General features: G+C 61.5%; 21 protein-coding genes. 15 read left to right on the plus strand and 6 right to left on the minus strand.

Annotation, left to right across the window (positions count from 1 at the left end; genetic code table 11):
- Positions 1 to 70: 70 nt before the first annotated feature.
- Positions 71 to 985 (minus strand): site-specific integrase, encoded by a 915-nt coding sequence (locus tag AB3G88_RS13045; protein WP_112195257.1) that lies wholly within the window; start codon positions 983 to 985, stop codon positions 71 to 73.
- A gap of 108 nt (positions 986 to 1,093) precedes the next feature.
- On the minus strand, positions 1,094 to 1,906 hold the full coding sequence (locus AB3G88_RS13050; RefSeq protein ID WP_480454273.1) for a M949_RS01915 family surface polysaccharide biosynthesis protein: 813 nt from the start codon (positions 1,904 to 1,906) through the stop codon (positions 1,094 to 1,096).
- Positions 1,907 to 2,304: 398 nt separating this feature from the next.
- Here AB3G88_RS13050 and arnC point away from each other — a divergent pair, with 398 nt between their 5' ends.
- From arnC to AB3G88_RS13110, 12 genes are all read left to right on the plus strand, one after another.
- Positions 2,305 to 3,336, plus strand: coding sequence for an undecaprenyl-phosphate 4-deoxy-4-formamido-L-arabinose transferase (arnC, locus tag AB3G88_RS13055; RefSeq protein ID WP_400524548.1), 1,032 nt, complete (start codon positions 2,305 to 2,307; stop codon positions 3,334 to 3,336).
- A complete protein-coding gene (gene arnA, locus AB3G88_RS13060) occupies positions 3,333 to 5,324 on the plus strand; it encodes a bifunctional UDP-4-amino-4-deoxy-L-arabinose formyltransferase/UDP-glucuronic acid oxidase ArnA (RefSeq protein ID WP_480454274.1) in 1,992 nt (663 codons plus the stop codon). The genes arnC and arnA overlap by 4 nt, the downstream gene beginning before the upstream one ends.
- Positions 5,324 to 6,208 carry a 4-deoxy-4-formamido-L-arabinose-phosphoundecaprenol deformylase gene (gene arnD, locus AB3G88_RS13065; RefSeq protein ID WP_480454275.1) on the plus strand — a complete coding sequence of 295 codons (885 nt, stop codon included), beginning with the start codon at positions 5,324 to 5,326 and terminating at the stop codon, positions 6,206 to 6,208. The genes arnA and arnD overlap by 1 nt, the downstream gene beginning before the upstream one ends.
- Positions 6,205 to 7,860 (plus strand): lipid IV(A) 4-amino-4-deoxy-L-arabinosyltransferase, encoded by a 1,656-nt coding sequence (arnT, locus tag AB3G88_RS13070; RefSeq protein ID WP_480454277.1) that lies wholly within the window; start codon positions 6,205 to 6,207, stop codon positions 7,858 to 7,860. The genes arnD and arnT overlap by 4 nt, the downstream gene beginning before the upstream one ends.
- Positions 7,857 to 8,204 (plus strand): 4-amino-4-deoxy-L-arabinose-phosphoundecaprenol flippase subunit ArnE, encoded by a 348-nt coding sequence (arnE, locus tag AB3G88_RS13075; protein ID WP_099582979.1) that lies wholly within the window; start codon positions 7,857 to 7,859, stop codon positions 8,202 to 8,204. The genes arnT and arnE overlap by 4 nt, the downstream gene beginning before the upstream one ends.
- Complete coding sequence (gene arnF / locus AB3G88_RS13080; protein WP_099582980.1) at positions 8,201 to 8,602, plus strand: 4-amino-4-deoxy-L-arabinose-phosphoundecaprenol flippase subunit ArnF; 402 nt, start codon at positions 8,201 to 8,203, stop codon at positions 8,600 to 8,602. The genes arnE and arnF overlap by 4 nt, the downstream gene beginning before the upstream one ends.
- Complete coding sequence (locus tag AB3G88_RS13085; RefSeq protein WP_099582982.1) at positions 8,599 to 9,978, plus strand: UDP-glucose dehydrogenase family protein; 1,380 nt, start codon at positions 8,599 to 8,601, stop codon at positions 9,976 to 9,978. Before arnF ends, AB3G88_RS13085 begins: the two co-directional genes overlap by 4 nt.
- A gap of 3 nt (positions 9,979 to 9,981) precedes the next feature.
- A complete protein-coding gene (locus AB3G88_RS13090; protein ID WP_480454279.1) occupies positions 9,982 to 11,604 on the plus strand; it encodes an ArnT family glycosyltransferase in 1,623 nt (540 codons plus the stop codon).
- Between the two features lie 272 nt (positions 11,605 to 11,876).
- Positions 11,877 to 12,035: a type VI secretion system contractile sheath small subunit gene (locus AB3G88_RS13095; RefSeq protein WP_371926550.1), complete on the plus strand. Its 159-nt coding sequence runs from the start codon at positions 11,877 to 11,879 to the stop codon at positions 12,033 to 12,035.
- 163 nt (positions 12,036 to 12,198) lie between these two features.
- Positions 12,199 to 12,909 carry an HPP family protein gene (locus AB3G88_RS13100; protein ID WP_112195272.1) on the plus strand — a complete coding sequence of 237 codons (711 nt, stop codon included), beginning with the start codon at positions 12,199 to 12,201 and terminating at the stop codon, positions 12,907 to 12,909.
- A gap of 142 nt (positions 12,910 to 13,051) precedes the next feature.
- Positions 13,052 to 14,155: an enoyl-CoA hydratase/isomerase family protein gene (locus AB3G88_RS13105; protein WP_480454281.1), complete on the plus strand. Its 1,104-nt coding sequence runs from the start codon at positions 13,052 to 13,054 to the stop codon at positions 14,153 to 14,155.
- 3 nt (positions 14,156 to 14,158) lie between these two features.
- Positions 14,159 to 15,310 carry an acyl-CoA dehydrogenase family protein gene (locus tag AB3G88_RS13110; RefSeq protein WP_480454283.1) on the plus strand — a complete coding sequence of 384 codons (1,152 nt, stop codon included), beginning with the start codon at positions 14,159 to 14,161 and terminating at the stop codon, positions 15,308 to 15,310.
- Positions 15,311 to 15,541: 231 nt separating this feature from the next.
- Here the strand turns inward: AB3G88_RS13110 and AB3G88_RS13115 are convergent, their stop codons facing one another.
- Genes AB3G88_RS13115 through AB3G88_RS13130 form a run of 4 tightly spaced genes read right to left on the minus strand, consistent with a single transcriptional unit; the run spans position 15,542 to position 19,428 of the window.
- Positions 15,542 to 16,315 carry an enoyl-CoA hydratase gene (locus tag AB3G88_RS13115; RefSeq protein ID WP_017528040.1) on the minus strand — a complete coding sequence of 258 codons (774 nt, stop codon included), beginning with the start codon at positions 16,313 to 16,315 and terminating at the stop codon, positions 15,542 to 15,544.
- A gap of 11 nt (positions 16,316 to 16,326) precedes the next feature.
- The gene (locus AB3G88_RS13120; protein WP_480454285.1) at positions 16,327 to 17,454 is read right to left on the minus strand and encodes an acyl-CoA dehydrogenase; all 1,128 of its coding nucleotides are present in this window, start codon (positions 17,452 to 17,454) and stop codon (positions 16,327 to 16,329) included.
- Between the two features lie 11 nt (positions 17,455 to 17,465).
- Positions 17,466 to 18,650: an acetyl-CoA C-acyltransferase gene (locus tag AB3G88_RS13125; protein ID WP_191958508.1), complete on the minus strand. Its 1,185-nt coding sequence runs from the start codon at positions 18,648 to 18,650 to the stop codon at positions 17,466 to 17,468.
- A 10-nt stretch (positions 18,651 to 18,660) separates the two neighbouring features.
- Complete coding sequence (locus AB3G88_RS13130) at positions 18,661 to 19,428, minus strand: SDR family NAD(P)-dependent oxidoreductase (RefSeq protein WP_480454287.1); 768 nt, start codon at positions 19,426 to 19,428, stop codon at positions 18,661 to 18,663.
- 296 nt (positions 19,429 to 19,724) lie between these two features.
- On the opposite strand from AB3G88_RS13130, the gene AB3G88_RS13135 reads away from it, so the two are divergent.
- The 3 genes from AB3G88_RS13135 (at position 19,725) to AB3G88_RS13145 (ending at position 24,074) form a co-directional block, all read left to right on the plus strand.
- The gene (locus tag AB3G88_RS13135; RefSeq protein ID WP_480454289.1) at positions 19,725 to 20,783 is read left to right on the plus strand and encodes a tetratricopeptide repeat protein; all 1,059 of its coding nucleotides are present in this window, start codon (positions 19,725 to 19,727) and stop codon (positions 20,781 to 20,783) included.
- A 121-nt stretch (positions 20,784 to 20,904) separates the two neighbouring features.
- Entirely contained in the window at positions 20,905 to 22,404 is a 1,500-nt protein-coding gene (locus tag AB3G88_RS13140; RefSeq protein WP_112196953.1) for an ATPase domain-containing protein, read from the plus strand.
- Positions 22,404 to 24,074, plus strand: a complete 1,671-nt coding sequence (locus tag AB3G88_RS13145; protein WP_112195284.1) for an ATP-binding protein — start codon at positions 22,404 to 22,406, stop codon at positions 24,072 to 24,074. Before AB3G88_RS13140 ends, AB3G88_RS13145 begins: the two co-directional genes overlap by 1 nt.
- Positions 24,075 to 24,120: the final 46 nt, after the last annotated feature.

Consider the following 24,120-nt stretch of genomic DNA (forward strand, 5'->3'; position numbering starts at 1 on the left):
ATTGTTCAGTGGAACCGCGTCGGTAGGTTTTGGGGCCGCTTCGCGGCCCGGCGCGGGGCAAGCCCGCTCACTACAGGTCGAACCGGTCTACGGCTCGACGGCGTTCGTTGTCGTCACGCACGTCGTAGCTGGCGGTGGTCTGGATATTGGTGTGATGCGCCAGTTTCTGCGCAATCGACAGGTCATGTTCCTCGATCACCCGCGTGATGAACGAACGGCGAAAATCGTGGGGCATGATCTTGACCCCCACCTGCTCCCCGCGTTGCCGGGCAATGTAGTAAATCGCATGTTTGGTGATGCGTTCCCGAGTGATATGGCTGCCCCGACGGATGCGATTGAACAGGAAACTGTCGTCCTGCTCACCCTCCTTCAGTTGTTCACGCCGAAACGCCAACCACGCCTGCAGCTTGGCAAAAGCCCAGTCCGGCGCGTACTTGATCAGTTCTTTGTTGCCTTTGCCGATTACCCGCAAACTGCGTTCGTCGAAATTGATCTGTGACAGGTCAAGGTTGACCGATTCCGACTTGCGCATCCCAGAGCCGTAGAGAATGCCGATCACCGCTGCATCACGCAGCCCCTGTGGTCGAGGGTCAGCGGCGCAGACTTCCATCATTTCGCGGATCAGCGTGCGCCGCAGGTTGCGGCCTTGGCCCAGCCGTGTACCGGGCGCGGGTTTGACCGTGCGCATTTTCAACAAATGTTCCTGGCTGATCAGGCTCATGCGCCAGGCTTCATTCATCACCCCGCGCACCGCGTTGACGTACAACGATGAGGTATTCGGCGCGTAGCCGTCTTCGCGCAAGGCCGCCACCAGGGCGATGACATGTTCAGGTTGCAGCAGGTGCCAGTCGATGTCTTCAAGGTTGATGTCCTCGAAGCCCAGGCGGTCGGCAGCGTCCTGCAGCACATAGCGCATGGTCAGTTGGCTGGAAGGTGCCAAACGGGTGAGGTAGAGGGTCAGCGGGTTGCGGATAGACTCAGACAAAATAGATCAGCCTTTGGATTAAATACCTCGAACAAGCCATTGTTTAATCGAGGTATTTAGTGAATTGGCGAGGGTCGAGTCTAGCGCAGGGCGGCCCCTCTTACCAAATCACGGGGCGCTTTCTTCATCCTCGGTGGGTTCCTGGGGCTGGGTCTGGGCCTGGCTCCACTCGGCGTCCTGCTTCTGCATCAGTGCGAACCAATGCTGGCGCATGAACGTGAGATACGCCTCGGGGGCCTTGGCGAAATCCTTCTCATCGCCATAGCAACCCGGCAATGGCAATTCGGTGCCCTGCTCCTTGTACTGGCTGACCAGCGCTTGTTGCCCGGCGATGCTGCAATCCTTGGGCAGCGGCATACCGCGCAGTGCCCCGGCCTCTTCATCCCACCACGCGGCGCCGTAGCGGTCGACACCGCGCAAACGGTACTTCTGCGATTTGCCCACGTGCATGATCAGCTTGAACTCATTGGGGCTGACGTCGCTGGTGCAGGTGCGCGAATAGCCCACAGTGGCCTGGGTGATGCCATCGCCGGCCAGGTCGGTGACCTTGGTTGCGCCCTGATCGAAGCGCAGGGAGGCGTCGAACTCACAATGCTGTACATCGTCGTAGAGCATCCACACGCGCTTGGGGCGGTTGCCGTCAATCAGGTACTGGGCGGCATACACAAAGGCCGACTGGGTGCCGTCGTCATCCCGCTCGCTGACCTGTTCAGCCAGCACCAGCAGGTTCTTGCCCTGGCGGTCGTCCCAGGTATAGGCGGCGATCTGCTTGCCACGCACTTCCACGCCATCCGGCACCTGATTGATGCTGGTCAGCGCTACGTCTTCATCGGCGCGTACGCTCGCGACACACGCCACGCTCATCAACAACCCCATCAATACCGGCCGCAACTGGCCGCGTAAAAGCTGCACGCTATTCATCCGATCACCCTGGCAAGAGAGCGCTTACTTTACCGGCACTTGGCGGGTATTGCAGAGAAGATTGTTGAATAAAACGCCACGCCGGGATGGGCGTGTCACACCGGAACCAAACGCCTTACAGACAGTTCCTATATCGCCCCAGCCCGCCTTAGTTGACTAGCTGAACCCTAGCTGTCTGCCTGTCAAATAAACGAGTTTTTCATCTGCCTTTCATATCTGTTCCACATTTTTACGCTTAATCTTAAACCCAGTACTTCATAGCGTTCCGCGCTTTAGCGACTAACCTATTGATTATGCTTCACCTTTAGCGCCGCTTTTTAATCTGCGAGCCACCCGTTCGCCCAATGATTGCTGCTGTTTTCACGCGCCAAGTTGCTCTAACCCGAGGTCATGATTCTTTGAAACCCTACCCTATTCATTGCGTGTCGATCGTTATCCCGGTCTACAACGAAGAAGAAAGCCTGCCCGAATTGCTGCGTCGCACCACCGCAGCCTGCAAGCAACTGGCCTACGAATACGAAATCATCCTGGTGGATGACGGTAGCCGTGACAATTCTGCCCAACTGCTCGAAGACGCTGCAGCTGAAGACGGCAGCCACGTAGTGGCCGTGATCCTCAACCGCAACTACGGCCAGCATGCGGCGATCATGGCTGGTTTCGAACAGTGCCGGGGCGAAGTGGTGATTACCCTCGACGCCGACCTGCAGAACCCGCCCGAAGAAATCCCGCGCCTGGTGGAACAAGCCGCCCTCGGCTACGACGTGGTGGCCACCGTGCGCAACAATCGCCAGGACTCGGCCTTTCGCCGCTGGCCGTCACGCCTGATCAACCTTGCCGTGCAGCGCTCCACCGGCGTGGCCATGACGGACTACGGCTGCATGCTGCGCGCCTACCGCCGCACCATCGTCGATGCCATGCTCGCCTGCCGCGAGCGCAGTACGTTTATCCCGATCCTGGCCAACGGTTTCGCGCGCCACACCACCGAAATCCTGGTGCACCACGCCGAGCGTGAACACGGCGAGTCCAAATACAGCGCCATGCGCCTGATCAGCCTGATGTTCGACCTGCTGACCTGCATGACCACCACCCCTTTGCGCCTGCTGTCCATTGTCGGCTTCAGCCTGGCGGCCCTGGGCATGCTGTTCGCCTTCGCGCTGATCGTCCTGCGCCTGGCCTTCGGTGCCGACTGGGCGGGCGACGGCCTGTTCGTGCTGTTCGCAGTGCTGTTCGTGTTCACTGGCGGCCAGTTCATTGGCATGGGCCTCTTGGGTGAATACCTGGGCCGCATGTACAGCGATGTGCGCGCCCGCCCGCGTTTCTTTATCGAAAAAGTGCTGCGCAACCAACCGGCAGCACCGGCTCCGATGGTCGTCGTTGACGGCCTGGCGTCTTCCCATACTTCCACTTCTGCCGATCAGGTCCAGTCATGAGTTCAAAAGCTGTTGTATTCGCGTACCACGATATTGGGTGTGCAGGCATTGAAGCGCTGCTCCATACCGGCTACGAAATTGCTGCCGTGTTTACCCATGCCGACGACCCCAAGGAAAACAACTTCTACGGCTCCGTCGCCCAACTCTGCGCACGCAATGGCATCCCGGTACATGCCCCGGAAGACGCCAACCATCCCTTGTGGATTGAGCGCATCGCCAAGCTGAACCCGGACTACATCTTCTCCTTCTACTACCGCAACCTGCTGAGCGAGCCTTTGCTTGCCACCGCCAGCAAAGGCGCGTTCAACCTGCACGGCTCGCTGCTGCCCAAATACCGTGGTCGCGCGCCGGCCAACTGGGTACTGGTCAACGGCGAGACCGAAACCGGCGTGACCCTGCACCGCATGGTCAAGCGTGCCGATGCCGGCGCGATCCTCGCCCAACAGAAAGTCACCATTGACCGCAGCGACACCGGCCTCACTCTGCACGCCAAGCTGCGTGAAGCGGCCAGCAACCTGCTGCGCGATGCTTTGCCGCAACTGGCCCAAGGCAAGCTGAGCGAAACCGCACAGGATGAAAGCCAAGCCACTTGCTTCGGTCGCCGCACCGCGGCAGACGGCAAGCTGGATTGGAAACAACCGGCCGAAACCCTGTTCAACCTGGTTCGCGCCGTGACCCAACCGTATCCGGGCGCCTTCTGCGCTGTGGGCGAGCACAAGCTGATCGTGTGGCAAGCCGAGGTGGTCAAGGGCAACGAAGGCCTGGCGCCGGGCCGTGTGATCAGTGTCAACCCGCTGCGCATCGCTTGCGGTGAAGACTCCCTGGTGGTCAAGTTCGGCCAGCGCAACGACAACGGCCTGTACCTGGCCGGTCCTTCCCTGGCCAATGAACTGGGCCTGGTGGACGGTTCCGTGCTGCGCGGCGCCGAGTCCGGCCGCACGCCGCGCCGCACCCGCGTACTGATCCTGGGCGTCAACGGCTTTATCGGTAACCACCTGTCCGAGCGCCTGCTGCGTGACGACCGTTACGAAGTCTACGGCCTGGACATCGGCTCCGACGCCATCGAGCGCCTGCGCAGCCACCCCAACTTCCACTACGTGGAAGGCGACATCAGCATCCACACCGAGTGGATCGAGTACCACATCAAGAAGTGCGACGTGGTCCTGCCGCTGGTGGCCATCGCCACGCCGATCGAATACACCCGCAACCCGCTGCGCGTGTTCGAACTGGACTTCGAAGAAAACCTCAAGCTGGTGCGCTACTGCGTCAAGTACAACAAGCGCGTGATCTTCCCGTCGACCTCAGAAGTCTATGGCATGTGCCAGGACCAGTACTTTGATGAAGACACCTCCAACCTGGTGGTCGGCCCGGTCAACAAACAACGCTGGATCTACTCGGTCTCCAAGCAACTGCTGGACCGCGTGATCTGGGCCTACGGCGCCAAGGGCCTGAACTTCACGCTGTTCCGTCCGTTCAACTGGATGGGCCCGCGCCTCGACCGCCTGGATTCGGCGCGTATCGGCAGTTCCCGTGCAATCACCCAACTGATCCTGAACCTGGTGGAAGGCACGCCGATCCGCCTGTTCGACGGCGGCGAGCAGAAGCGCTGCTTCACTGACATCGCCGACGGCATCGAAGCCCTGGCCCGCATCATTGATAACGACAACGATGCGTGCAACGGCCAGATCATCAACATCGGCAACCCGGAAAACGAAGCCAGCATCCGCCAGTTGGGCGAAGAGCTGCTGCGTCAGTTCGAAGCTCACCCGCTGCGCGGCAACTTCCCGCCGTTCGCCGGTTTCCGCGACGTCGAGAGCAAGGCGTTCTACGGCACCGGTTACCAGGACGTGGCACACCGCAAGCCAAGCATCGAAAACGCCAAGCGCCTGCTGAACTGGGAGCCGACCGTGGAAATGAGCGAAACCATCGGCAACACCCTGGATTTCTTCCTGCGTGAAGCCATGCTCGAAATCGCGGACAAAAAGTAATGAAGGCTGGCTTGCGCATTGACGTCGACACCTACCGTGGCACCCGTGAAGGTGTGCCGCAGCTGCTCGAAACCCTGGATGAAGCCGGGGTCAAGGCGACGTTCTTCTTCAGTGTCGGGCCGGACAACATGGGGCGCCATTTGTGGCGCCTGATCCGCCCGCAATTCCTGTGGAAGATGCTGCGTTCCAACGCCGTTGGCCTGTATGGCCTGGATATTCTGCTGGCCGGCACCGCCTGGCCAGGCAAGCCGATTGGCCATGACCTGGGGCACCTGATGCGCCAGGCCAAGGCCGCCGGGCATGAAGTCGGCCTGCACGCCTGGGATCACCACGGCTGGCAGGCCAATACCGGGCGTTGGAGCGAGGCACAGTTGGTCGAGCAGGTCCGGCGTGGCGTCGACACCCTGAGCGACATCCTGGGTGAACGCGTCGATTGCTCGGCGGCCGCCGGTTGGCGTGCCGATGAGCGCGTGGTGCAAGCCAAGCAAGGTTTCAACTTTCGCTATAACAGTGATTGCCGGGGTACCAGCCTGTTTCGACCGACCTTGGCCGATGGCAGCGCGGGCACCCCACAAATTCCGGTGGACCTGCCGACCTTCGACGAAGTCGTCGGGCCGGTGGTGGCTGCCAAAGATTTCAACGGGTTTATCCTCGACCGGTTTGCCGAGTCGAAGCTCAACGTCTACACAATCCACGCAGAAGTAGAAGGGATTCTGATGGCCCATGACTTTCGCCAGTTGCTTGCCCAGGCTGGGCAGCGCGGCATCCACTTCACCCCCCTGGGCGATTTGTTGCCTGCGGACGTGACCACCCTGCCCCAGCAACAGTTGGTACGCGGCGCCTTGAGCGGCCGCGAGGGTTGGCTGGGAGTACAGCAGGCATGATCCGCCGCTGGGCCTTGCCCCTGCTCCTGTTGGCATTCGGCGTGTTTTACCTGCTGCCGCTGGCCACCCATGGCTTGTGGATTCCGGATGAAACCCGCTACGCGCAGATCAGCCAGGAAATGCTGCTGACCGGCAAGTGGGCGTCGCCGCACTTCATGGGCATTCGTTACTTCGAAAAACCCGCCGCGGGGTATTGGATGATCGCGCTGGGCCAGGCGATCTTCGGGCAGAACCTGTTTGGCGTTCGCTTCGCCTCGGCCCTGAGTACCGGCCTGAGCATCCTGCTGGTGTACCTGGTGTCGCGTCGGCTGTGGAATGACCCGCACAAGAGCCTGGTCAGCAGCGTGCTGTACATGAGTTTTGTCAGCATCGCGGCGTTGGGCGGCTATGCCAACCTCGACCCGCAGTTCACCTTCTGGGTCAACCTGACCGGCGTGGCCTTGTGGTTCTGCTTCGACAGCACCACCCGTAATGGCCGCCTGGGCGCCTGGGCGTTGCTGGGCTTTGCCTGTGGCATGGGCTTTATGACCAAGGGTTTCCTGGCGTGGCTGCTGCCGGTGTTGATCGCCCTGCCCTACGCGATCTGGCAGAAACGCTTTGGCGAGTTACTCAAGTTCGGCGTGGTTGCCGTGGTGGTGGCGATTGTGGTCAGCCTGCCTTGGGCGCTGGCTGTGCACCTGCAAGAGCCGGACTACTGGAATTTCTTCTTCTGGCACGAGCATATCCAGCGCTTTGCCGGCGACGATGCCCAGCACGCCGAGCCGTTCTGGTATTACCTGCCGCTGCTGGTCGCGTTTTGCCTGCCTTGGGTGGCCCTGCTGCCGTCAACGCTCAAACAGGCGTGGCAGGACAAGCGCAGTGCAAAAATCGGCTTCGTGCTGCTGTGGCTGCTGATGCCTTTGGCGTTCTTCAGCCTGGCCAAAGGCAAGCTGCCGTCCTACATCATGCCGTGCCTGCTGCCCCTGGCCCTGCTGATGGGCTCGACCCTGGCGGACAAACTCGCTGCCGGCCGTGGCCGTGTGCTGCGGATCAACGGTTGGCTGAACCTGCTGATTGGCGTCGCGGTATTACTGGCGCTGACGTGGGTTCAACTGAAAAAGCCGGTGTACGCACACGGCGAGGAAACCCTCAGCCTGGTGCTGGTGTTTGCCTTTCTGTTCAGCTGGATCATCGTCAACCTGTTGCAGGCCGCACGGCCGCTGCACCTGTGGGCGGCACCGGCGCTGGGCAGTTGGCTGATGGTTGCCCTGCTGCCGGCCGCACTGCCGCACTCCGTGGTCTACAACAAGACGCCGGATCAATTCATCATCGATCACCTGCAGGAGCTACAGCCGGCCACCGCGTTGCTGAGCAATGACCTGGGTGCGGCCTCGGCGCTGTCGTGGCGCTTGCAGCGGCCGGACGTGACGCTCTACAACACAATCGGCGAAGTGAAGTACGGCCTCGCTTATCCGGATGCAGCCCATCACAAGGTGGATACCCGGCAAGTCCAGCAGTGGATGAGCGACGCCCGCAAAAAAGGTGCGGTGGGTGTGGTGATGCGCGTTAAAGGTGACGATGAAATTGCCGAAGTTGCATTGCTGCCCACTGACGGTCAGCGCTATGAGCAAGGCAATCTGATGATTCTGATCTTCCCGCAGGTGGCGCCGTGATCACCCTGCTGTTGTTACTGGTGGCCTGCCTGCTCACCTGTATGGGCCAGGTTTCACAGAAATTTGCTGTAGAAGGCTGGCGCGACCAGCCCGACGGCTGGGCACTGAAACTGCGCTCACCGTGGCTGTGGGCGGCGCTAGTGTGCCTGGGCCTGGGGCTGCTGGTGTGGCTGCTGGTGTTGCAGCGCCTGGAAGTCGGCATCGCCTACCCCATGCTCAGCCTGAATTTCGTGCTGGTCACCCTGGTGGCGCGGTTTGTGTTCCATGAAACCATCGACCGTCGTCACTGGCTGGGTGTGCTGCTGGTGATTGCCGGCGTCGTGCTGCTGGGGCGCCAGGTATGAGCCGGGCTCAAGGCTTCGCCCTGGCCCTGGGCAGCGTCGGCCTGGTCAGCGCCGCACAGTTGGGCATGCGCTGGAGCATGACGCGCTTGCCGCTGCCCAACGAATGGCTCACGGCCCGCATTGATCCGGGCGCCCTTGGCGTGGTGAGCCTGGCGATCTGCGCCTATGCGTTGTCGATGCTCTGCTGGCTCGGCGCACTCAAGCACCTGCCACTGGGTCGCGCCTATTCGCTGCTGAGCATCAGCTACGCGCTGGTGTACCTGCTGGCGGCCAGCCTGCCGGTGTTCAACGAACATTTTTCCGTTTCAAAAACCCTGGGGGTGGCGCTTGTCATCCTCGGTGTGCTGATCATCAACTCTCGTCGTGCCAGTGCTACAAGCCCCAGGAATGCCCCATGAAAATCAGTGTATTTGGTAGTGGTTACGTCGGTCTGGTACAGGCCACCGTATTAGCCGAAGTCGGTCATGATGTGATCTGCATGGACGTCGATCAAAACAAGGTCAAGCTGCTGCAGCAAGGCCATGTGAGCATCTTCGAGCCGGGGCTGGCCGCGATGGTCAAGGAGAACCTGGAAAGCGGGCGCCTGCATTTCACCTTTGATGAAAAGCTCGCCGTCGAACACGGTGAAGTGCTGTTTATCGCCGTCGGCACGCCGTCGGATGAAGACGGCTCGGCCGACTTGAAATACGTGCTGTCGGTGGGGGATGCCGTGGCTCGTCATCGGGTGGCCCCGGTCATTCTGGTGGAAAAATCCACCGTCCCCGTGGGCACCGGCGACACCTTGCGCGCCCACATCGAAAAAGCCCTGCACGTCGCGGGTCGCCACTTGGAGTTCGATATCGTCTCCAACCCGGAATTCCTCAAGGAAGGCTCGGCGGTTGCTGACTGCCGCCGCCCGGACCGCATCATCATCGGCTGCGAGCGCGAAGAAGTCCGCGAGGTCATGCGCGATCTGTACGCGCCGTTCAACCGCAACCATGACCGCATCATCTTTATGGACCTGCGCAGCGCCGAACTCACCAAGTACGCCGCCAACTGCATGCTGGCCACCAAGATCAGCTTTATCAACCAGATCGCCGAGCTGGCCGAGCACCTGGGGGCGGACATCGAAGCCGTGCGCCTGGGCATTGGTGCCGACTCGCGCATCGGCTATCACTTTATCTACCCCGGTTGCGGCTACGGCGGTTCGTGCTTCCCCAAGGACATGCGCGCCTTGATCCACAGCGCCAAACAGGCCAACTGCTCCAGCGACCTGCTGGAAGCCGTGGAAGCCATCAACCAACGCCAGAAGAGCAAGCTGTTCGAGCGCATCAATGCGTTCTTCCAGGGCAACCTGCGCGGCAAGACCTTCGCCCTGTGGGGCCTGGCCTTCAAGCCCAACACCGACGACATGCGCGATGCCCCCAGCCGCGTGCTGATGGAAGCGCTGTGGGCGGCGGGCGCCAACGTACGCGCCTTCGACCCGGAAGCCATGCAGGAAACCCAGCGCCTCTACGGCGACGAAGAGCGGCTGATGCTGATGGGTACGCCGGAGTCCACCCTGGTGGGCGCCGATGCGTTGATCGTGTGCACCGAATGGCAGCAGTTCAAGGCCCCTGATTTCGACCTGATCCACCAGCGCCTGAAAACCCCGGTGATCTTCGACGGCCGCAACCTGTACGACGGCGAACGCCTGTCGCGCAAGGGCTTCCAGTATTTCCCGATTGGCCGGGGCGACTCGTGCCAGTTGCCGATTCCGCAGCAGCAGTGGGTGCCGCAGGTCGTGGAAGCCTGATACGTGAACACAGCCCAACTGCCTTTGCTGAGTACCACGATCCGCCGCCAATCCCTCGGTTTGGGATTGCTGGCGTTATTGCTGTTTATCGCCGGCAGTTGGCACCAGGCGATTATCGGGTTCGACTCACGCTTCGTGCTGTTCGCCCAGGAAATGCTGCGCCATGGGCCAGGCTTTTTCCCCACCACTTACGGCCAGCCGTATGCCGATTATCTGGCCACCTCGACGCTGATGACCTGGCTGTTGTCGCTGCCCTTGGGCCAGGTCACCAGCCTCACCGCCTGGCTGCCGACTTCGCTGGCCTCGGCAGTGATCGTCATTCTGGTGTATCGCCTGACGGCGCCCTACTCCCAGCGCTGGGGCCTGTTGAGCATTGCGGTGTTGCTGTTGAGCACCACGTTTATCAGCGAAACCCGCGCCGTTTCCCTGGACCAGATGCTCGCCGCCATCACCTTGACGGTGTTCTACCTCGGTTACGCCCACGACCACTTCGCTGCCGACAAGCGCCTGCACTGGCTGTTCCTGCTCTTGATCGTGGGGTTTGCGATACGCGGCCCGATTGGCCTGGTGGTGCCTACCGGCGTGCTGTGCAGCTATTACCTGATCAATCGGCAATGGCGCCAACTGGTGAGCTTCGGCCTGGTGGCCCTGGCGCTGTTGGTGGCGTGTGTCGGCCTGCTGTTGCTGATGGCCAAGCTCAGTGGCGGTGAGGGCTTCATGCAGGACGTGATCCGCATGCAGTTCCTCGGGCGCATGGATGGCAGCGAAGGTTCCAGCGGCGTGCTGTATTACTTCACCAGCTCTTTGGGCAATTACGCGTTGGCCTACCCGTTGGCATTATTGGTGCTGCTGGCTGTAGCAATCAGCGGGCGGCGCACACCTGACCCGGCCGTGCAGTTGGTGCTGTACTGCGCCGCAGCGGGCTTGCTGGTGTTGCTTGGCCTGTCGATTCCCCAGGCGAAGAAGGCGCGCTATGTACTGCCGATGCTGCCCATGGCAGCGATTATTGCGGCGTATCCCTTCTCTACCGCGCACGGGCGGCTGTTTGCCTGGTTGCGCGGGCTGATGCTGGTTATATGGACGCTATTGCCCGCGCTGTTGATCGCCGGCCTGCTGTTCGCCCGCCCACGCTACCCGGAACAGCTGAGCCAGCTGGGGCTGATGTTAGGTGTGCTGGGCGTCCTGCAGGCAGTGGCACTGTCGGCGTGGTGCGTGCCTCGCCTGCGACCGGTGGGTCCGGCCATTGCGGCGGTGTTGGCAGTGTGGTCCACGTACATTCTGGTGGTCGAACCGCTGGAGCGCAGTGTCTATGACACTCGCACATTTACCTTGCGGGTTCACCAACAGGTGATGCAACAGCGCGCCCCCGTGGTCTTGCACGGCTTGGGCAAAGACGCCAAGGCCATTAAATACATGGTCAACCTTGACTGCGACCAGGTGCCGTTGTTCACCCAACAGGCGGCCGACCTGACGCCCCTGCAAGGCCCGGCCTGGCTGGTGATGAGTCAGGTGGACTTTGAAGGTCTCAAAGATCCGCGCTTTGCCACTCTCACGCCGACCTTGACCGGTGAGTTCGACCGCAATCCCTATGTGCTGCTGCACCTGGTCAAACCCACGCAGCCTTGAGTTGCCACGCGGAAACCTCCTACGCACCTATACGTAAAGGCTGGTGTCATATCACTTTCCTACGTCCGAACCCCAACGTTAAACTCGATCGCCAGGTGCGTTAAGTATCTACCGCCACTGGCCATGAATAACTACAAGGACGCTAGAAGGCGCAGCGCCTGCTGCGGCTCGCTTCGTGAGAGGACAATGCCGTGCCAAATCATCATTTACTGAATACCCCTGCCTCATTGGTCCGCGATGAAGTGCATATCGGCTACCTGCCGATTCCGCCGCTGGATCGACTGATGGCGCTGCGCAATGCCCTCGTCGCGCTAAAAGGCCCCCTGGCCGGTGAACCTGGCATGCAGGAAAACCTGCAGAAGCAGCTGTTCAATGAAGACACCGATAACCGCGTTCTGGGCAAGCCCAATACCCAGTGCATTCGCGTCTAGTTCATTATTTTTGTATTAAAACCTCACTAATATGCATTGGCGCTGCGCTATAGGGCACGGCACACTGCGCAGGTTCCTCCCCCAAATGCAGGAACTTTCAGAGGGCTTTTCCGGGCAACCAGACAAGCCTTTTTTTTGCCCGCCGTTTATGGATTCCTGTTCAATGCTCGCTCGCTGGTTCCCCGCTGCAATCAATACCCGTCCCTCCGAATGGAGCCGTGCTGCCATTGGCATGGCCCTGGGCACACTGTTCAGTGTCTGGCTCTGTGCCCAGGTGTTTGGCATGGAGGTCGCGTTGCACCTGCTTGGCCCGCTGGGGGCCTCGGCAGTCCTGTTGTTTGCCGTCTCGTCCGGTGCGCTGGCGCAGCCCTGGTCGATCATCGGCAGCTACCTGTGCGCCGCCGTTGTGGCATTGCTGGTTGCGCGCGTGCTCGGGCGCACATTGGGCGGCGCTTGCCTGGCGGCGGGCATGTCGGTGGTATTGATGTGCTGGCTGCGTTGCCTGCACCCACCCGCCGGTGGCCTGGCCATGACGCTGGTGCTGGCCGACCCGGCCTCTGCGGCGCTGGGCTGGCATGAGTTGGGCGCCGTGCTGCTCGGCGCCGGCGCGCTGTTGGCCTGTGCCCTGGCCTATAACAATGCCACGCGCACGCGCTATCCCAAGGGCGCTGTCGAGTCACCGTCAATCGTTTTGAATAACGCCAATGCGGCTCCGGACCCTGCCGTGACCGCCGTCGACTTGAAGCTGGCCCTCGCCGAAATGGAACAGTTCTACGATGTGGCACCTGCAGAGCTTGAGCAACTGATTCACGCGGCCGAAACCCACGCGCGCCGTCGCAGCATCGGCGAAGTGCTGGCCAATCGCACGCCCTGACCGAGGCCACAGCCACCCTGCATAAATGCAACAACCACCTGCATGATTCCGGGTTGTACTGCGCAAATTTGCGCTGGTAGGATCGCGAGAAGGTTCGTCCGCGAACATCTTGATAAAGAACAATAAAAGCAGGGAGTTAGAGATGACTGCTCAGGTTTCATCCGAAGCAAGCCGTGCCGATACACCTCAGGAAGAGGTACTCGCCGACGTCCGCAACCATATCGGCCACCTCACCCTCAACCGCCCCGCCGGTTTAAACGCCATAACCCTGGACATGGTTCGCAGCCTGACCCGGCAACTGCAGGCCTGGTCAGATGACCCTTCGGTGTACGCCGTGGTCCTGCGCGGCGCTGGCGACAAGGCCTTCTGTGCGGGTGGCGATATTCGCTCGCTGTACGACAGCTTCAAGAACGGCGACACCCTGCACGAAGAGTTCTTCGTCGAGGAATACGCCCTCGACCTCGCGATCCACCATTACCGCAAGCCCGTACTCGCCCTGATGGACGGCTTTGTCCTGGGCGGCGGCATGGGCCTGGTGCAAGGTGCGGATTTGCGTGTGGTCACCGAGCGCAGCCGGCTGGGCATGCCGGAAGTGGCCATCGGTTATTTTCCCGACGTGGGCGGCAGCTATTTTCTGCCGCGCATTCCGGGCGAGTTGGGGATCTACCTCGGCGTTACCGGCGTGCAGATCCGTGCTGCCGATGCGCTGTATTGCGGGTTGGCCGACTGGTACCTCGACAGCGCGAAGCTCGACGAACTGGACCAGAAACTCGACCACCTGCGCTGGCACGACTCCCCCCTCAAAGACTTGCAAGGCCTGCTGGCAAAGCTTGCGGTGCAGCAACTGCCCGATGCGCCGCTGGCGGCCTTGCGCCCGGCGATAGACCATTTCTTCGGCTTGCCGGATGTACCCAGCATGGTCGAGCAATTACAAGCCGTCACTGTTGCCGACAGCCATGCGTGGGCGCTCAACACCGCCCACCTGATGCAGACCCGTTCCCCCCTGGCCATGGCCGTCACCTTGCAAATGCTGCGCAAGGGCCGCCGGCTGACGCTGGAACAATGTTTTGCCCTTGAGCTGCACCTGGACCGTCAATGGTTCGAGCGCGGAGACCTGATCGAAGGCGTGCGTGCCCTGATCATCGACAAGGACAAGACCCCACGCTGGAACCCGCCCACCCTGCATGGGTTGGCGGCGGCCCATGTCGAAAGCTTCTTCCAACAGTTCGAGCAGGTTGCGAGATAAATCATGCAAGACATTGAATACACAGAAGAACAAGTGATGATTCGCGACATGGCGCGCGACTTTGCGCGGGGTGAAATCGCCCCGTATGCCCAAGCCTGGGAAAAAGCCGGTTGGATCGACGACAACCTGGTCGCCAAGATGGGCGAACTGGGCCTGTTGGGCATGGTGGTCCCGGAAGAATGGGGCGGCACCTACGTCGACTACGTGGCCTATGCCTTGGCAGTCGAAGAGATTTCCGCCGGCGATGGCGCCACCGGCGCGCTGATGAGTATCCACAATTCAGTGGGTTGCGGGCCGATCCTCAACTACGGCACAACCGCGCAGAAGGAAACCTGGCTGGCCCAGCTTGCCAGTGGCCAGGCGATTGGTTGTTTCTGCCTGACCGAACCCCAGGCCGGTTCCGAAGCCCATAACCTGCGCACCCGCGCTGAGCTGCGTGACGGCCAGTGGGTGATCAACGGCGCCAAGCAATTCGTCAGCAACGGCAAACGCGCCAAGCTGGCCATCGTCTTTGCCGTGACCGACCCGAGCCTGGGCAAGAAAGGCATCTCCGCCTTCCTGGTGCCCACCGACACCCAGGGTTTTGTGGTGGACCGTACCGAACACAAGATGGGTATTCGTGCGTCTGACACCTGCGCGGTGACCCTCAACCAGTGCACGGTCCCGGAAGCCAACCTGCTGGGCGAACGCGGTAAAGGCCTGGCGATAGCGCTGTCGAATCTGGAAGGTGGACGCATCGGCATCGCCGCCCAGGCCCTGGGTATCGCCCGCGCGGCGTTTGAAGCGGCGCTGGCCTACGCCCGTGACCGGGTGCAGTTCGACAAGCCGATCATTGAACATCAGAGCGTGGCCAACCTGCTGGCGGACATGCAAACCCGCCTCAACGCCGCCCGCCTGCTGATCCTGCACGCCGCCCGCCTGCGCAGTGCTGGCAAACCGTGCCTGTCGGAAGCGTCACAAGCCAAGCTGTTTGCCTCGGAAATGGCGGAGAAGGTCTGCTCGTCAGCCATGCAGATACATGGCGGGTACGGTTACCTGGAGGATTACCCTGTGGAGCGTTACTACCGGGATGCGCGGATCACGCAGATTTACGAAGGGACCAGCGAGATTCAGCGGATGGTGATTGCCAGGGAGCTCAAGCACTACCAGCTCTGACCGACTCACGCACCCTCACCGGCATAGGTATCTACATAACTTCCCGTGGATGCTGAATCTATGGCAACTGGGCTGTTGTGGTGAGCGGGACAAGCCCGCTCACCACAGAGTTATGTATAAGCCTTTGAGAGTCCTCTGCTCTCACCGGGCAAGCCGTAGCTGTCGAGCGCAAGCGAGGCTGCGTTGGCGCCCCGCAGATCGCAGGGTGTCAATACGTCCGCCCCCACACGCTTATTTGTCTTTGAACTCCGGCGCACGCTTGGCCACAAACGCCGCCATGCCTTCCTTCTGATCCAGCGTCGCGAAGGCCGCATGGAACACCCGGCGCTCAAAGCGCACGCCTTCGGACAGGCTCACTTCAAACGCACGGTTGACGCTTTCCTTGACCATCATGCTGATCGGCACTGACTTGCCGGCGATCAGGGTGGCGACTTTCAGGGCTTCATCCAACAGCTCATCGGCCGGCACGATGCGTGCAACAATGCCGCAACGTTCTGCTTCCACCGCATCGATAAAGCGCCCGGTCAGGCACATTTCCATGGCCTTGGCCTTGCCCACGGCCCGGGTCAGGCGTTGGGTGCCGCCCATGCCCGGCAGGACGCCGAGGTTGATTTCCGGCTGACCGAACTTGGCGCCGTCGCCCGCCAGGATGAAGTCACACATCAGCGCCAGTTCGCAACCGCCGCCCAAGGCAAAGCCGTTCACGGCGGCAATGATCGGTTTGCGGCGGTTGGCCACGCGGTCGCTGTCGCTGAACAGGTCATCGAGGTAGATCTGCGGGTAGGTCAGCTCGGCCATTTCCTTGATGTCGGCGCCGGCCGCAAAGGCTTTCTTGGAACCAGTCAGCACGATGCAGCCGATTTGCGGATCGGCTTCCAGGCCATCCAGCGCCTGGTTCAACTCACTGACCAGTTGCGCATTCAGCGCGTTAAGGGCTTGCGGACGGTTCAGGGTAATCAGTCCGACGCGGCCCTGGACGTCGAGCAAAATGGTTTCGTAACTCATGTATCGGCTCCTTAGAGATTGCGTGAGATGACCATGCGTTGGATATCGCTGGTGCCTTCGTAAATCTGGCAGACCCGCACATCGCGGTAGATCCGCTCCAGGGGAAAGTCGCTCAGGTAACCGTAACCGCCCAGGGTTTGCAAGGCAGCCGAACAGACTTTCTCGGCCATTTCCGAGGCGAACAGCTTGGCCATGGACGCTTCCACCAGCGCTGGCTTGCCGCTGTCGCGCAGGGCGGCGGCGTAATGCACCATTTGCCGGGCCACGGCAATTTGCGTGGCCATGTCGGCCAGGCGGAAGGCAACGGCCTGGTGTTCGATCAGTGGCTTGCCGAAACTTTCGCGCTCGCGGGCGTAGTCCCGGGCCGCTTCAAATGCGGCGCGGGCCATGCCCACCGATTGCGAGGCGATGCCCACGCGGCCGCCTTCAAGGTTGGCCAGGGCGATCTTGTAGCCTTCGCCCTCCTCGCCCAAACGGTTGGCCACCGGAACCTTCAGGTCTTCAAACAGGATCTGGCAGGTGTCCGACGCATGCTGCCCCAGCTTGTCCTCGACCCGCGCCACGCTGTAGCCCGGAGAATCGGTGGGCACGATGAACGCGCTGATCCCGCGTTTGCCCGCTGCGGGGTCAGTGACGGCAAACACAATCACCACCCCGGCGTTTTGCCCGGAGGTGATGAACTGTTTACAGCCATTCAACACGTAGTGGTCGCCGTTCAGGCGGGCGCGGGTTTTCAGGCTGCTGGCATCAGAGCCGGCCTGGGGTTCGGTCAGGGCAAAGGCTCCCAGCATGGCGCCGCTGGCCAGGGGCGTGAGGAACTGGGCTTTTTGCTGGTCGTTGCCGAACTTGAGGATCGGCACGCAACCCACCGAGTTATGCACGCTCATGATGGTGGAACAGGCACCGTCACCGGCGGCGATTTCTTCCAGCGCCATGGCGTAGGCCAGGTAGCCAGTGTCGCAACCGCCCCACTGTTCCGGCACCAGCATGCCGAAAAAGCCCAGTTCGGCCATTTCGCCGATGGCCTCCTTGGGAAAACGGTGCTCGCGGTCCCACTCGGCGGCGAAGGGTTTGAGGCGTTCCTGGGCAAATTGCCGGGCCGCGTCGCTGATTTGCAGTTGTTCGTCATTGGGCAGCATGGGGGCAGTCCTTAATACAGGCATTCAACGGCCATGGCCGTGGCTTCACCACCGCCGATGCAGATTGCGGCAACGCCTCGCTTGAGGCCCTTTTGGCGCAGGGCCGAGAGCAAGGTCACCAGGATGCGCGCGCCGGAGGCGCCGATCGGATGGCCCAGCGCGCACGCGCCACCGTGGATATTGACCTTGGCGTGGGGGATTTGCAGCTTGCTCATGGTCACCAGGCTCACCACCGCGAAGGCTTCGTTGATCTCGAACAGATCCACCTCATCCAGGCTCCAGCCGGTCTTGCTCATCAGCTTGCGAATCGCGCCCACCGGCGCTACCGGAAACAGCCCCGGCTCATCGGCGAAGGCGGCATGCCCGTGGATGACCGCCAACGGCTTGAGCCCACGCTGGTGCGCTTGGGACTCGCGCATCAGTAACAGCGCCGCGGCGCCGTCGGAAATCGAGCTGGAGTTCGCCGCTGTCACCGTGCCGCCTTCACGGAAGGCGGGTTTGAGGCTGGCGATCTTGTCCAGCCTGGCCTTGGGCGGTTGTTCGTCGTGCAGGATGGTTTTTTGTTCTTTGCCGACAGTGACCTGCACCGGCACGATCTCGGCCGCGAAGTTGCCGTGGGTGATCGCTTCCTGGGCGCGGGCCAGGGACGCAATGGCGAAAGCGTCCTGCGCTTCGCGGGTAAAGCCGTTATGCAGCGCGCAATCTTCGGCGAAGGTGCCCATCAGGCGGCCCTTGTCGTAGGCGTCTTCCAGGCCATCGAGAAACATATGGTCCAGGACGCGGCCGTGGCCCATGCGGTAGCCGCTGCGGGCGCGGTCGAGCAGATACGGCGCGTTCGACATGCTCTCCATACCGCCGGCAATCACCACATCGACGCTGCCGGCCAGCAGTGAATCATGGGCCAGGATCGTCGCTTCCATGCCCGAGCCGCACATCTTGTTAAGGGTGGTGCAGCGGGTGGACTTATCCAACCCGGCGCCCAACGCCGCTTGCCGTGCCGGCGCCTGGCCCAGGCCAGCGGGGAGTACGCAGCCAAACAGCACTTCATCCACGGCGTCGGTGGCGATACCGGCACGCTCGACCGCCGCACGAATCGCGGCCGCGCCGAGCTGAGGTGCGGTCAAGCCCTTGAGGTCGCCCTGGAACCCGCCCATGGGCGTGCGTACGGCGCTGACAATCACGATGGGATCAGTCATGAAGCACTCCTTACTTGGCAGCCATGCGCAAGGCACCGTCGAGGCGGATCACCTCGCCATTGAGCATGCTGTTTTCAATGATGTGCCGCACCAGTGCGGCGTATTCGGCAGGCTTGCCCAGGCGTGGCGGGAATGGCACGCCGGCGGCGAGGGAGTCGCGTACTTCGGGGGGCATGCCGGCCATCATCGGGGTTTCGAAGATGCCGGGGGCGATGGTCATTACGCGAATGCCGAAACGCGCCAACTCACGTGCGGCGGGCAGTGTGAGGCTGGCGATTGCGCCCTTGGACGCCGCATACGCGGCTTGACCGATTTGCCCGTCAAACGCAGCGACCGAAGCGGTGTTGATGATGACGCCGCGTTCACCGTCGGCATTCGCTTCGCTCTCGGCAATGGCGGCGGCGGCCAGGCGCAACAGGTTGAAGCTGCCGATCAGGTTGACGTTGATCACCTGGGCGAAGCTCGCCAGACCGTGAGGGCCGTTCTTGCCGAGGATTTTTTCGCCGCGCACCACACCGGCGCAGTTAACCAGCCCGTGCAAACCGCCAAACGCCGCGACGGTGGCCTGCACGGCAGCTTCGGCAGCCGCTTCCTGGCTGATATCGGCCACGCTGCTGCGAGCGTTATCACCCAACTGCAGGGCCTTGGCCGCCACAGCCTCGGCGTTCAGGTCCACCAGCATCACCTTGGCGCCAGCGGCGACGAGCATCTCAGCGGTGGCCGCGCCAAGGCCTGAGGCGCCGCCGCTGACCAGAAAAACCTTGTTTTCAATCTGCATCATTGTTTCCTTGAACGATGGACCGGGTAACGAGCGTATTGGCCAGATAATCCCTTGCGCGCTGCACAGCGGCAATGGTCAAAGCCTTCAACATGGCTGACTGGTTTGGCCAAGAGTGCATTGATCATAGACCGCACCATTCAGCCCGTTGGCCCAAGCGATTGGACGCCCTCCCCGCCAGCTTCTAACTTGATGGCCTGCGCCACCCAACTGACCTGAAGCCGGTTTGACACCTGCCCTGGTCTGACCGAAGCTGACGGCCTTTGTAATAGCTGCTCAAGCTTTCGGACGCCTGCATGTCAAAGTCACGCCGTTACGCCATCGTCGGCCTGTGCGCCCTGTTGTTCATTGTGCTGATCACTTGGTATTTCTCGCGCTCCGCCCCAATGGCGGTGGCGCCTGCCATTGCCCATGGTTATTCCAAGGCCCTGAAGCAGGCGCGTAACGGCGAACCGGGCGCCGCCCGCGTGCTGTATCAGCAATTGGGCCGCCCGGACCTGACTGATGAGCGCCGCGCTGCGCTGCATGCCGAACTGCACAACTACCCGAGCCCCCAGGCCCTGAAGCTGGCGGATAAGGACCTGGGCAATGACTCGCCCGTGGTCCGCGAAGCGGCGATCCACAGCATTGTCGGCCTGGTTCCCACAGGCCAGCGCACCCTGTTGCTCGGCCCGGCACTGGATGACCCCGAACAGAGCGTGCGCTTTGCCGCCGCCAATGCCTTGCTCGGCCTGTCGCCGGACACCCTTGGCCTGTACTTCGGGCCGTTGCAACAGGTACTGGATGAATTCGTAAAGCACCTCAAGACCCAGCCCGAAACCGCCGAGGGCTGGATTCAGCTGGCACGCCTGTACATCCACAGCGCCCTGCTGCCTGAGGCGCAACATGCCCTGGAGCAGGCGATGCGTTTGCAGCCGGACAACCTGCAAGCAGTGGTTGCGCAGATCGAGCTGCTGGATAAACAAGGCAAGACTGACGAATCCCGCCAATTACTGGCCCGACAGTTGGCGGCGCACCCCGAATCCGCCTACCTGCAACACGCCCTCGGCATGTGGCTGCTGCACCACGGCGAGCGGCCTTATGCGCTGCTCGGCCTGTCCAAGGCAGTGGAACTGGAGCCGGACAATCAGGATTACCGCTACGATCTGGCCACCACCCTGCACGACCAGCAGGAACTGGAAGCAGCGCAACGCCAATTGGAGGAAATCGTCCAGCGTCACCCTTCCAATCGCAAGGCGCGAGTGTTGCTGGTCAACTACTGGAAAGAGAGCGGGCAGTTGCAGAATGTCCAGGTGCTGTTGGCTCAGCTTGAGCAACAAAACCCGGACGATCCAGCGTTGCAACAAGGTCTGTAGAGCCGTCCTGCGCTTACAAATTGAAGCAAATGTGGAACGGTTGCAAAGTGCCACGGTCAAGTAAACATGGCGTGTCGCAACGGACATGCCCTTCTACTTGTACGTGACCCGAGGGCACTTCTTGTCTACATCCAAAGAGCTGTTCAGTGAAAAGGCGGCTATCGGCATCGAAGGTCTTGATGACATTCTTTCCGGAGGTCTATCGCGCAGCCACTTGTTCCTGCTGGAAGGCGAACCCGGCACTGGTAAAACTACCGTGGCGCTGCATTTCCTCCAGGCCGGGGCGAAAAACGGCGAGCGATCCTTGTACATCACCTTGTCGGAGACGGAGCACGAACTGCGCCAGGGCGCCAAGTCCCACGGCTGGGACTTGGACGACAACATCCATATCTTCGAGCTGACCCCACCGGAAAGCCTGCTCAATGCAGAGCACCAGCAGAGCCTGCTGTATTCCTCTGACCTTGAACTGGGCGAAGCCACTCGGCAGATTTTCGAGGTGGTGGAACGGGTCAAGCCCACCCGTGTGGTCGTCGACAGCCTCTCCGAGATCCGCCTGCTGGCGCAGAGCTCTTTGCGTTATCGCCGGCAGATCCTCGCGATCAAGCACTACTTCGTACGTTACGACGCCACCGTATTGCTGCTGGACGACCTGACCACCGAATCCCTGGATAAAACCGTGCACAGCGTGGCCCACGGCGTGATCCGCCTGGAAGAATTGACGCCAAACTACGGCGCCGAACGCCGCCGCGTGCGGGTAGTGAAATACCGTGGTCAGAAGTATCGCGGCGGGTTCCACGACTTCACCATCATGCAGGACGGCGTGCACGTGTTCCCTCGCCTGGTGGCGGCCGAACACCGCGGTGGCTACAACCGCCAGACGCTCACCAGTGGCATCAGCGAGATGGACTCATTGTTGGGTGGTGGCATCGAAACCGGCTCCAGCAGCCTGATCCTCGGCCCAGCCGGTACCGGCAAATCGCTGATCTCGATGATCTTCGCCGCCGCCGCCGTGTCACGGGGTGAGAAGGCTGCGCTGTTTATATTCGACGAAGAGCTGGGGCTGCTGTTCGAGCGCATGAAAAACATGGGCATCGACCTCGAAGCGCTGCAGGCCACCGGCAACCTGATGATCGAACAAGTGGACGCTGCCGAGCTGTCCCCCGGCGAGTTCTCTCACCGGGTGCGCCGCGCCGTCGACGAAGCGGGCATCAAGACCGTGGTGATCGACAGCATCAACGGGTACCAGGCAGCAATGCCGGAGGAAAACGCGCTGATCCTGCACATGCACGAACTGCTGCTGTACCTCAACCGTAGAGGCGCGGCCACCTTCATGACCGTCGCCCAACACGGGCTGGTCGGCGATATGCAAGCGCCGGTCGACATCACCTACCTGGCCGACACGGTGATTCTGCTGCGTTACTTCGAAGCCCTGGGCAAAGTCCGCCGCGCAATTTCGATCATCAAGAAGCGTACCGGCGCCCACGAATCGACCATTCGTGAATACCGCATCGGCAGCCGTGGCCTTACCGTTGGCGAGCCTCTGGACAACTTCCAGGGCGTACTGCGCGGCATCCCGACCTACATGGGTGCCGGCTCCCCTCTGCTCAAGGATGAGGGATAGTGCCCACTCTACCTGGCGTCTCCGAGCGCGCGATTATCCTGGCGCCCGTAGGACGCGATAGCTCGCTGGCGCTGATGATGCTCAACGAGGCCGGTTACACCGGCATCGTCGCGACCCACCTGCCAATGCTGTGCGACGCGCTGGAACAGGGTGCAGGCCTGCTGATCATCGCCGCTGAAGCATTGCGCGGTGTCGACCTTGAGCCCCTGCTGGAGTACTTGCACCAGCAGCCGGCCTGGTCGGACATGCCCATCGTGCTGATGACCCACCATGGCAGCAGCGAGCAGAATGGCTCCTCCCAGTTCAGCGGCTTGCTCGGCAACGTCACCTTCCTGGAGCGGCCCTTCCACCCCGTGACGCTGATCAGCCTGGTCAGCACTGCCCTGCGCGGCCGTCGCCGGCAGTATGAGGCGCGTGACCGCCTGATCGACTTGAGCAAAAGCGAGCTGCGCCTGCAACGCACCCTGGAAACCCTCGAACAGCAAGTCGAGGAGCGCACGGCCCAACTGCGTCACAACGAAGAGGCCCTGCGCCAATCACAGAAAATGGAAGCCGTCGGCCAATTGACCGGCGGCATCGCCCATGACTTCAACAATATGCTCACCGGGATCATCGGCAGCCTGGAGCTGCTGCGAAGGCGCGTGTCCCGTGGCAAATTGGACGACCTCGACAGCCTGATCGACCTGGGCGTCACCTCGGCCAACCGCGCAGCCGGGTTGACCCACCGGTTGCTGGCGTTTTCCCGCCGCCAGTCGCTGGATTCCAAGCCGGTCAATATCAACGAGCTGGTGAGCTCAATGGGCGAACTGCTGCAACGCAGCATCAATGAAAGCATCACCCTTGAGATGCACCTCACGGACCAGCTGTGGACGGCCGAAGCCGACCCCAATCAACTGGAAAGCGCCCTGCTCAACCTGGTACTCAACGCCCGCGATGCCATGCCCAATGGCGGCAAATTGGTGGTGGAAACCACCAACCGACACCTGGACAGCGTGTTTACCGCCGCCTTTGGCACCCTGCCCCCAGGCGACTACGTTGAGTTGAGCATCAGCGACAACGGCTGCGGCATTCCCGAAAGCGTGATTGGCCGTGTGTTCGACCCGTTCTTTACCACCAAGCCGATCGGCCAGGGCACGGGCCTTGGTTTGTCGATGATCTACGGGTTCGCCCGTCAGTCCCGCGGCCACGTGACCCTGCACAGCGAAGTGGGCCTGGGGACGACCGTCAGCTTGTTCCTGCCGCGTTTTCTGGGTGAGACCGTGCTGGCGGCCCCGCTCAACCCTGCGCTGCTGCCATTGGCCAATTCGGGGGAGACCGTGCTGATCGTCGAAGACGACCCCGCCGTACGCGTGCTGGTCTGCGCAGTACTCAAGGAGTTGGGTTATGGCTTTGTTGAGGCCGGGGATGCCAATACGGCATTACCGATCATTGAGTCGGACCAACGCATCGATCTTCTGATCAGTGACGTCGGCCTGCCGGGTATGAATGGCCGGCAGATGGCCGAAATCGGCCGGCAGCTTCGACCGGATCTCAAGGTGTTGTTCATCACGGGGTATGCTGAACATGCGGCGGTACGCGGCGGGTTCCTGGACCCTGGCATGCAGTTGATCACCAAGCCGTTCACGTTCGATCTATTGACGGCGAAGGTCAGGGAGATGATTCGAGCATAACCCCTCCCAACATAATGGGGGGGGGAGCAAGTTATGCAGGGTAACT

The organism is Pseudomonas arvensis, from assembly GCF_056688935.1.

What these genes read in the sequence shown, in the direction of transcription:
- AB3G88_RS13050 (WP_480454273.1), bottom strand. Translation starts at nt 1,906, where the DNA reads ATGAATAGCGTGCAGCTTTTACGCGGCCAGTTGCGGCCGGTATTGATG.
- arnA (WP_480454274.1), top strand. Translation starts at nt 3,333, where the DNA reads ATGAGTTCAAAAGCTGTTGTATTCGCGTACCACGATATTGGGTGTGCA.
- arnD (WP_480454275.1), top strand. Translation starts at nt 5,324, where the DNA reads ATGAAGGCTGGCTTGCGCATTGACGTCGACACCTACCGTGGCACCCGT.
- arnT (WP_480454277.1), top strand. Translation starts at nt 6,205, where the DNA reads ATGATCCGCCGCTGGGCCTTGCCCCTGCTCCTGTTGGCATTCGGCGTG.
- arnF (WP_099582980.1), top strand. Translation starts at nt 8,201, where the DNA reads ATGAGCCGGGCTCAAGGCTTCGCCCTGGCCCTGGGCAGCGTCGGCCTG.
- AB3G88_RS13085 (WP_099582982.1), top strand. Translation starts at nt 8,599, where the DNA reads ATGAAAATCAGTGTATTTGGTAGTGGTTACGTCGGTCTGGTACAGGCC.
- AB3G88_RS13100 (WP_112195272.1), top strand. Translation starts at nt 12,199, where the DNA reads ATGCTCGCTCGCTGGTTCCCCGCTGCAATCAATACCCGTCCCTCCGAA.
- AB3G88_RS13105 (WP_480454281.1), top strand. Translation starts at nt 13,052, where the DNA reads ATGACTGCTCAGGTTTCATCCGAAGCAAGCCGTGCCGATACACCTCAG.
- AB3G88_RS13110 (WP_480454283.1), top strand. Translation starts at nt 14,159, where the DNA reads ATGCAAGACATTGAATACACAGAAGAACAAGTGATGATTCGCGACATG.
- AB3G88_RS13115 (WP_017528040.1), bottom strand. Translation starts at nt 16,315, where the DNA reads ATGAGTTACGAAACCATTTTGCTCGACGTCCAGGGCCGCGTCGGACTG.
- AB3G88_RS13120 (WP_480454285.1), bottom strand. Translation starts at nt 17,454, where the DNA reads ATGCTGCCCAATGACGAACAACTGCAAATCAGCGACGCGGCCCGGCAA.
- AB3G88_RS13125 (WP_191958508.1), bottom strand. Translation starts at nt 18,650, where the DNA reads ATGACTGATCCCATCGTGATTGTCAGCGCCGTACGCACGCCCATGGGC.
- AB3G88_RS13130 (WP_480454287.1), bottom strand. Translation starts at nt 19,428, where the DNA reads ATGCAGATTGAAAACAAGGTTTTTCTGGTCAGCGGCGGCGCCTCAGGC.
- AB3G88_RS13135 (WP_480454289.1), top strand. Translation starts at nt 19,725, where the DNA reads ATGTCAAAGTCACGCCGTTACGCCATCGTCGGCCTGTGCGCCCTGTTG.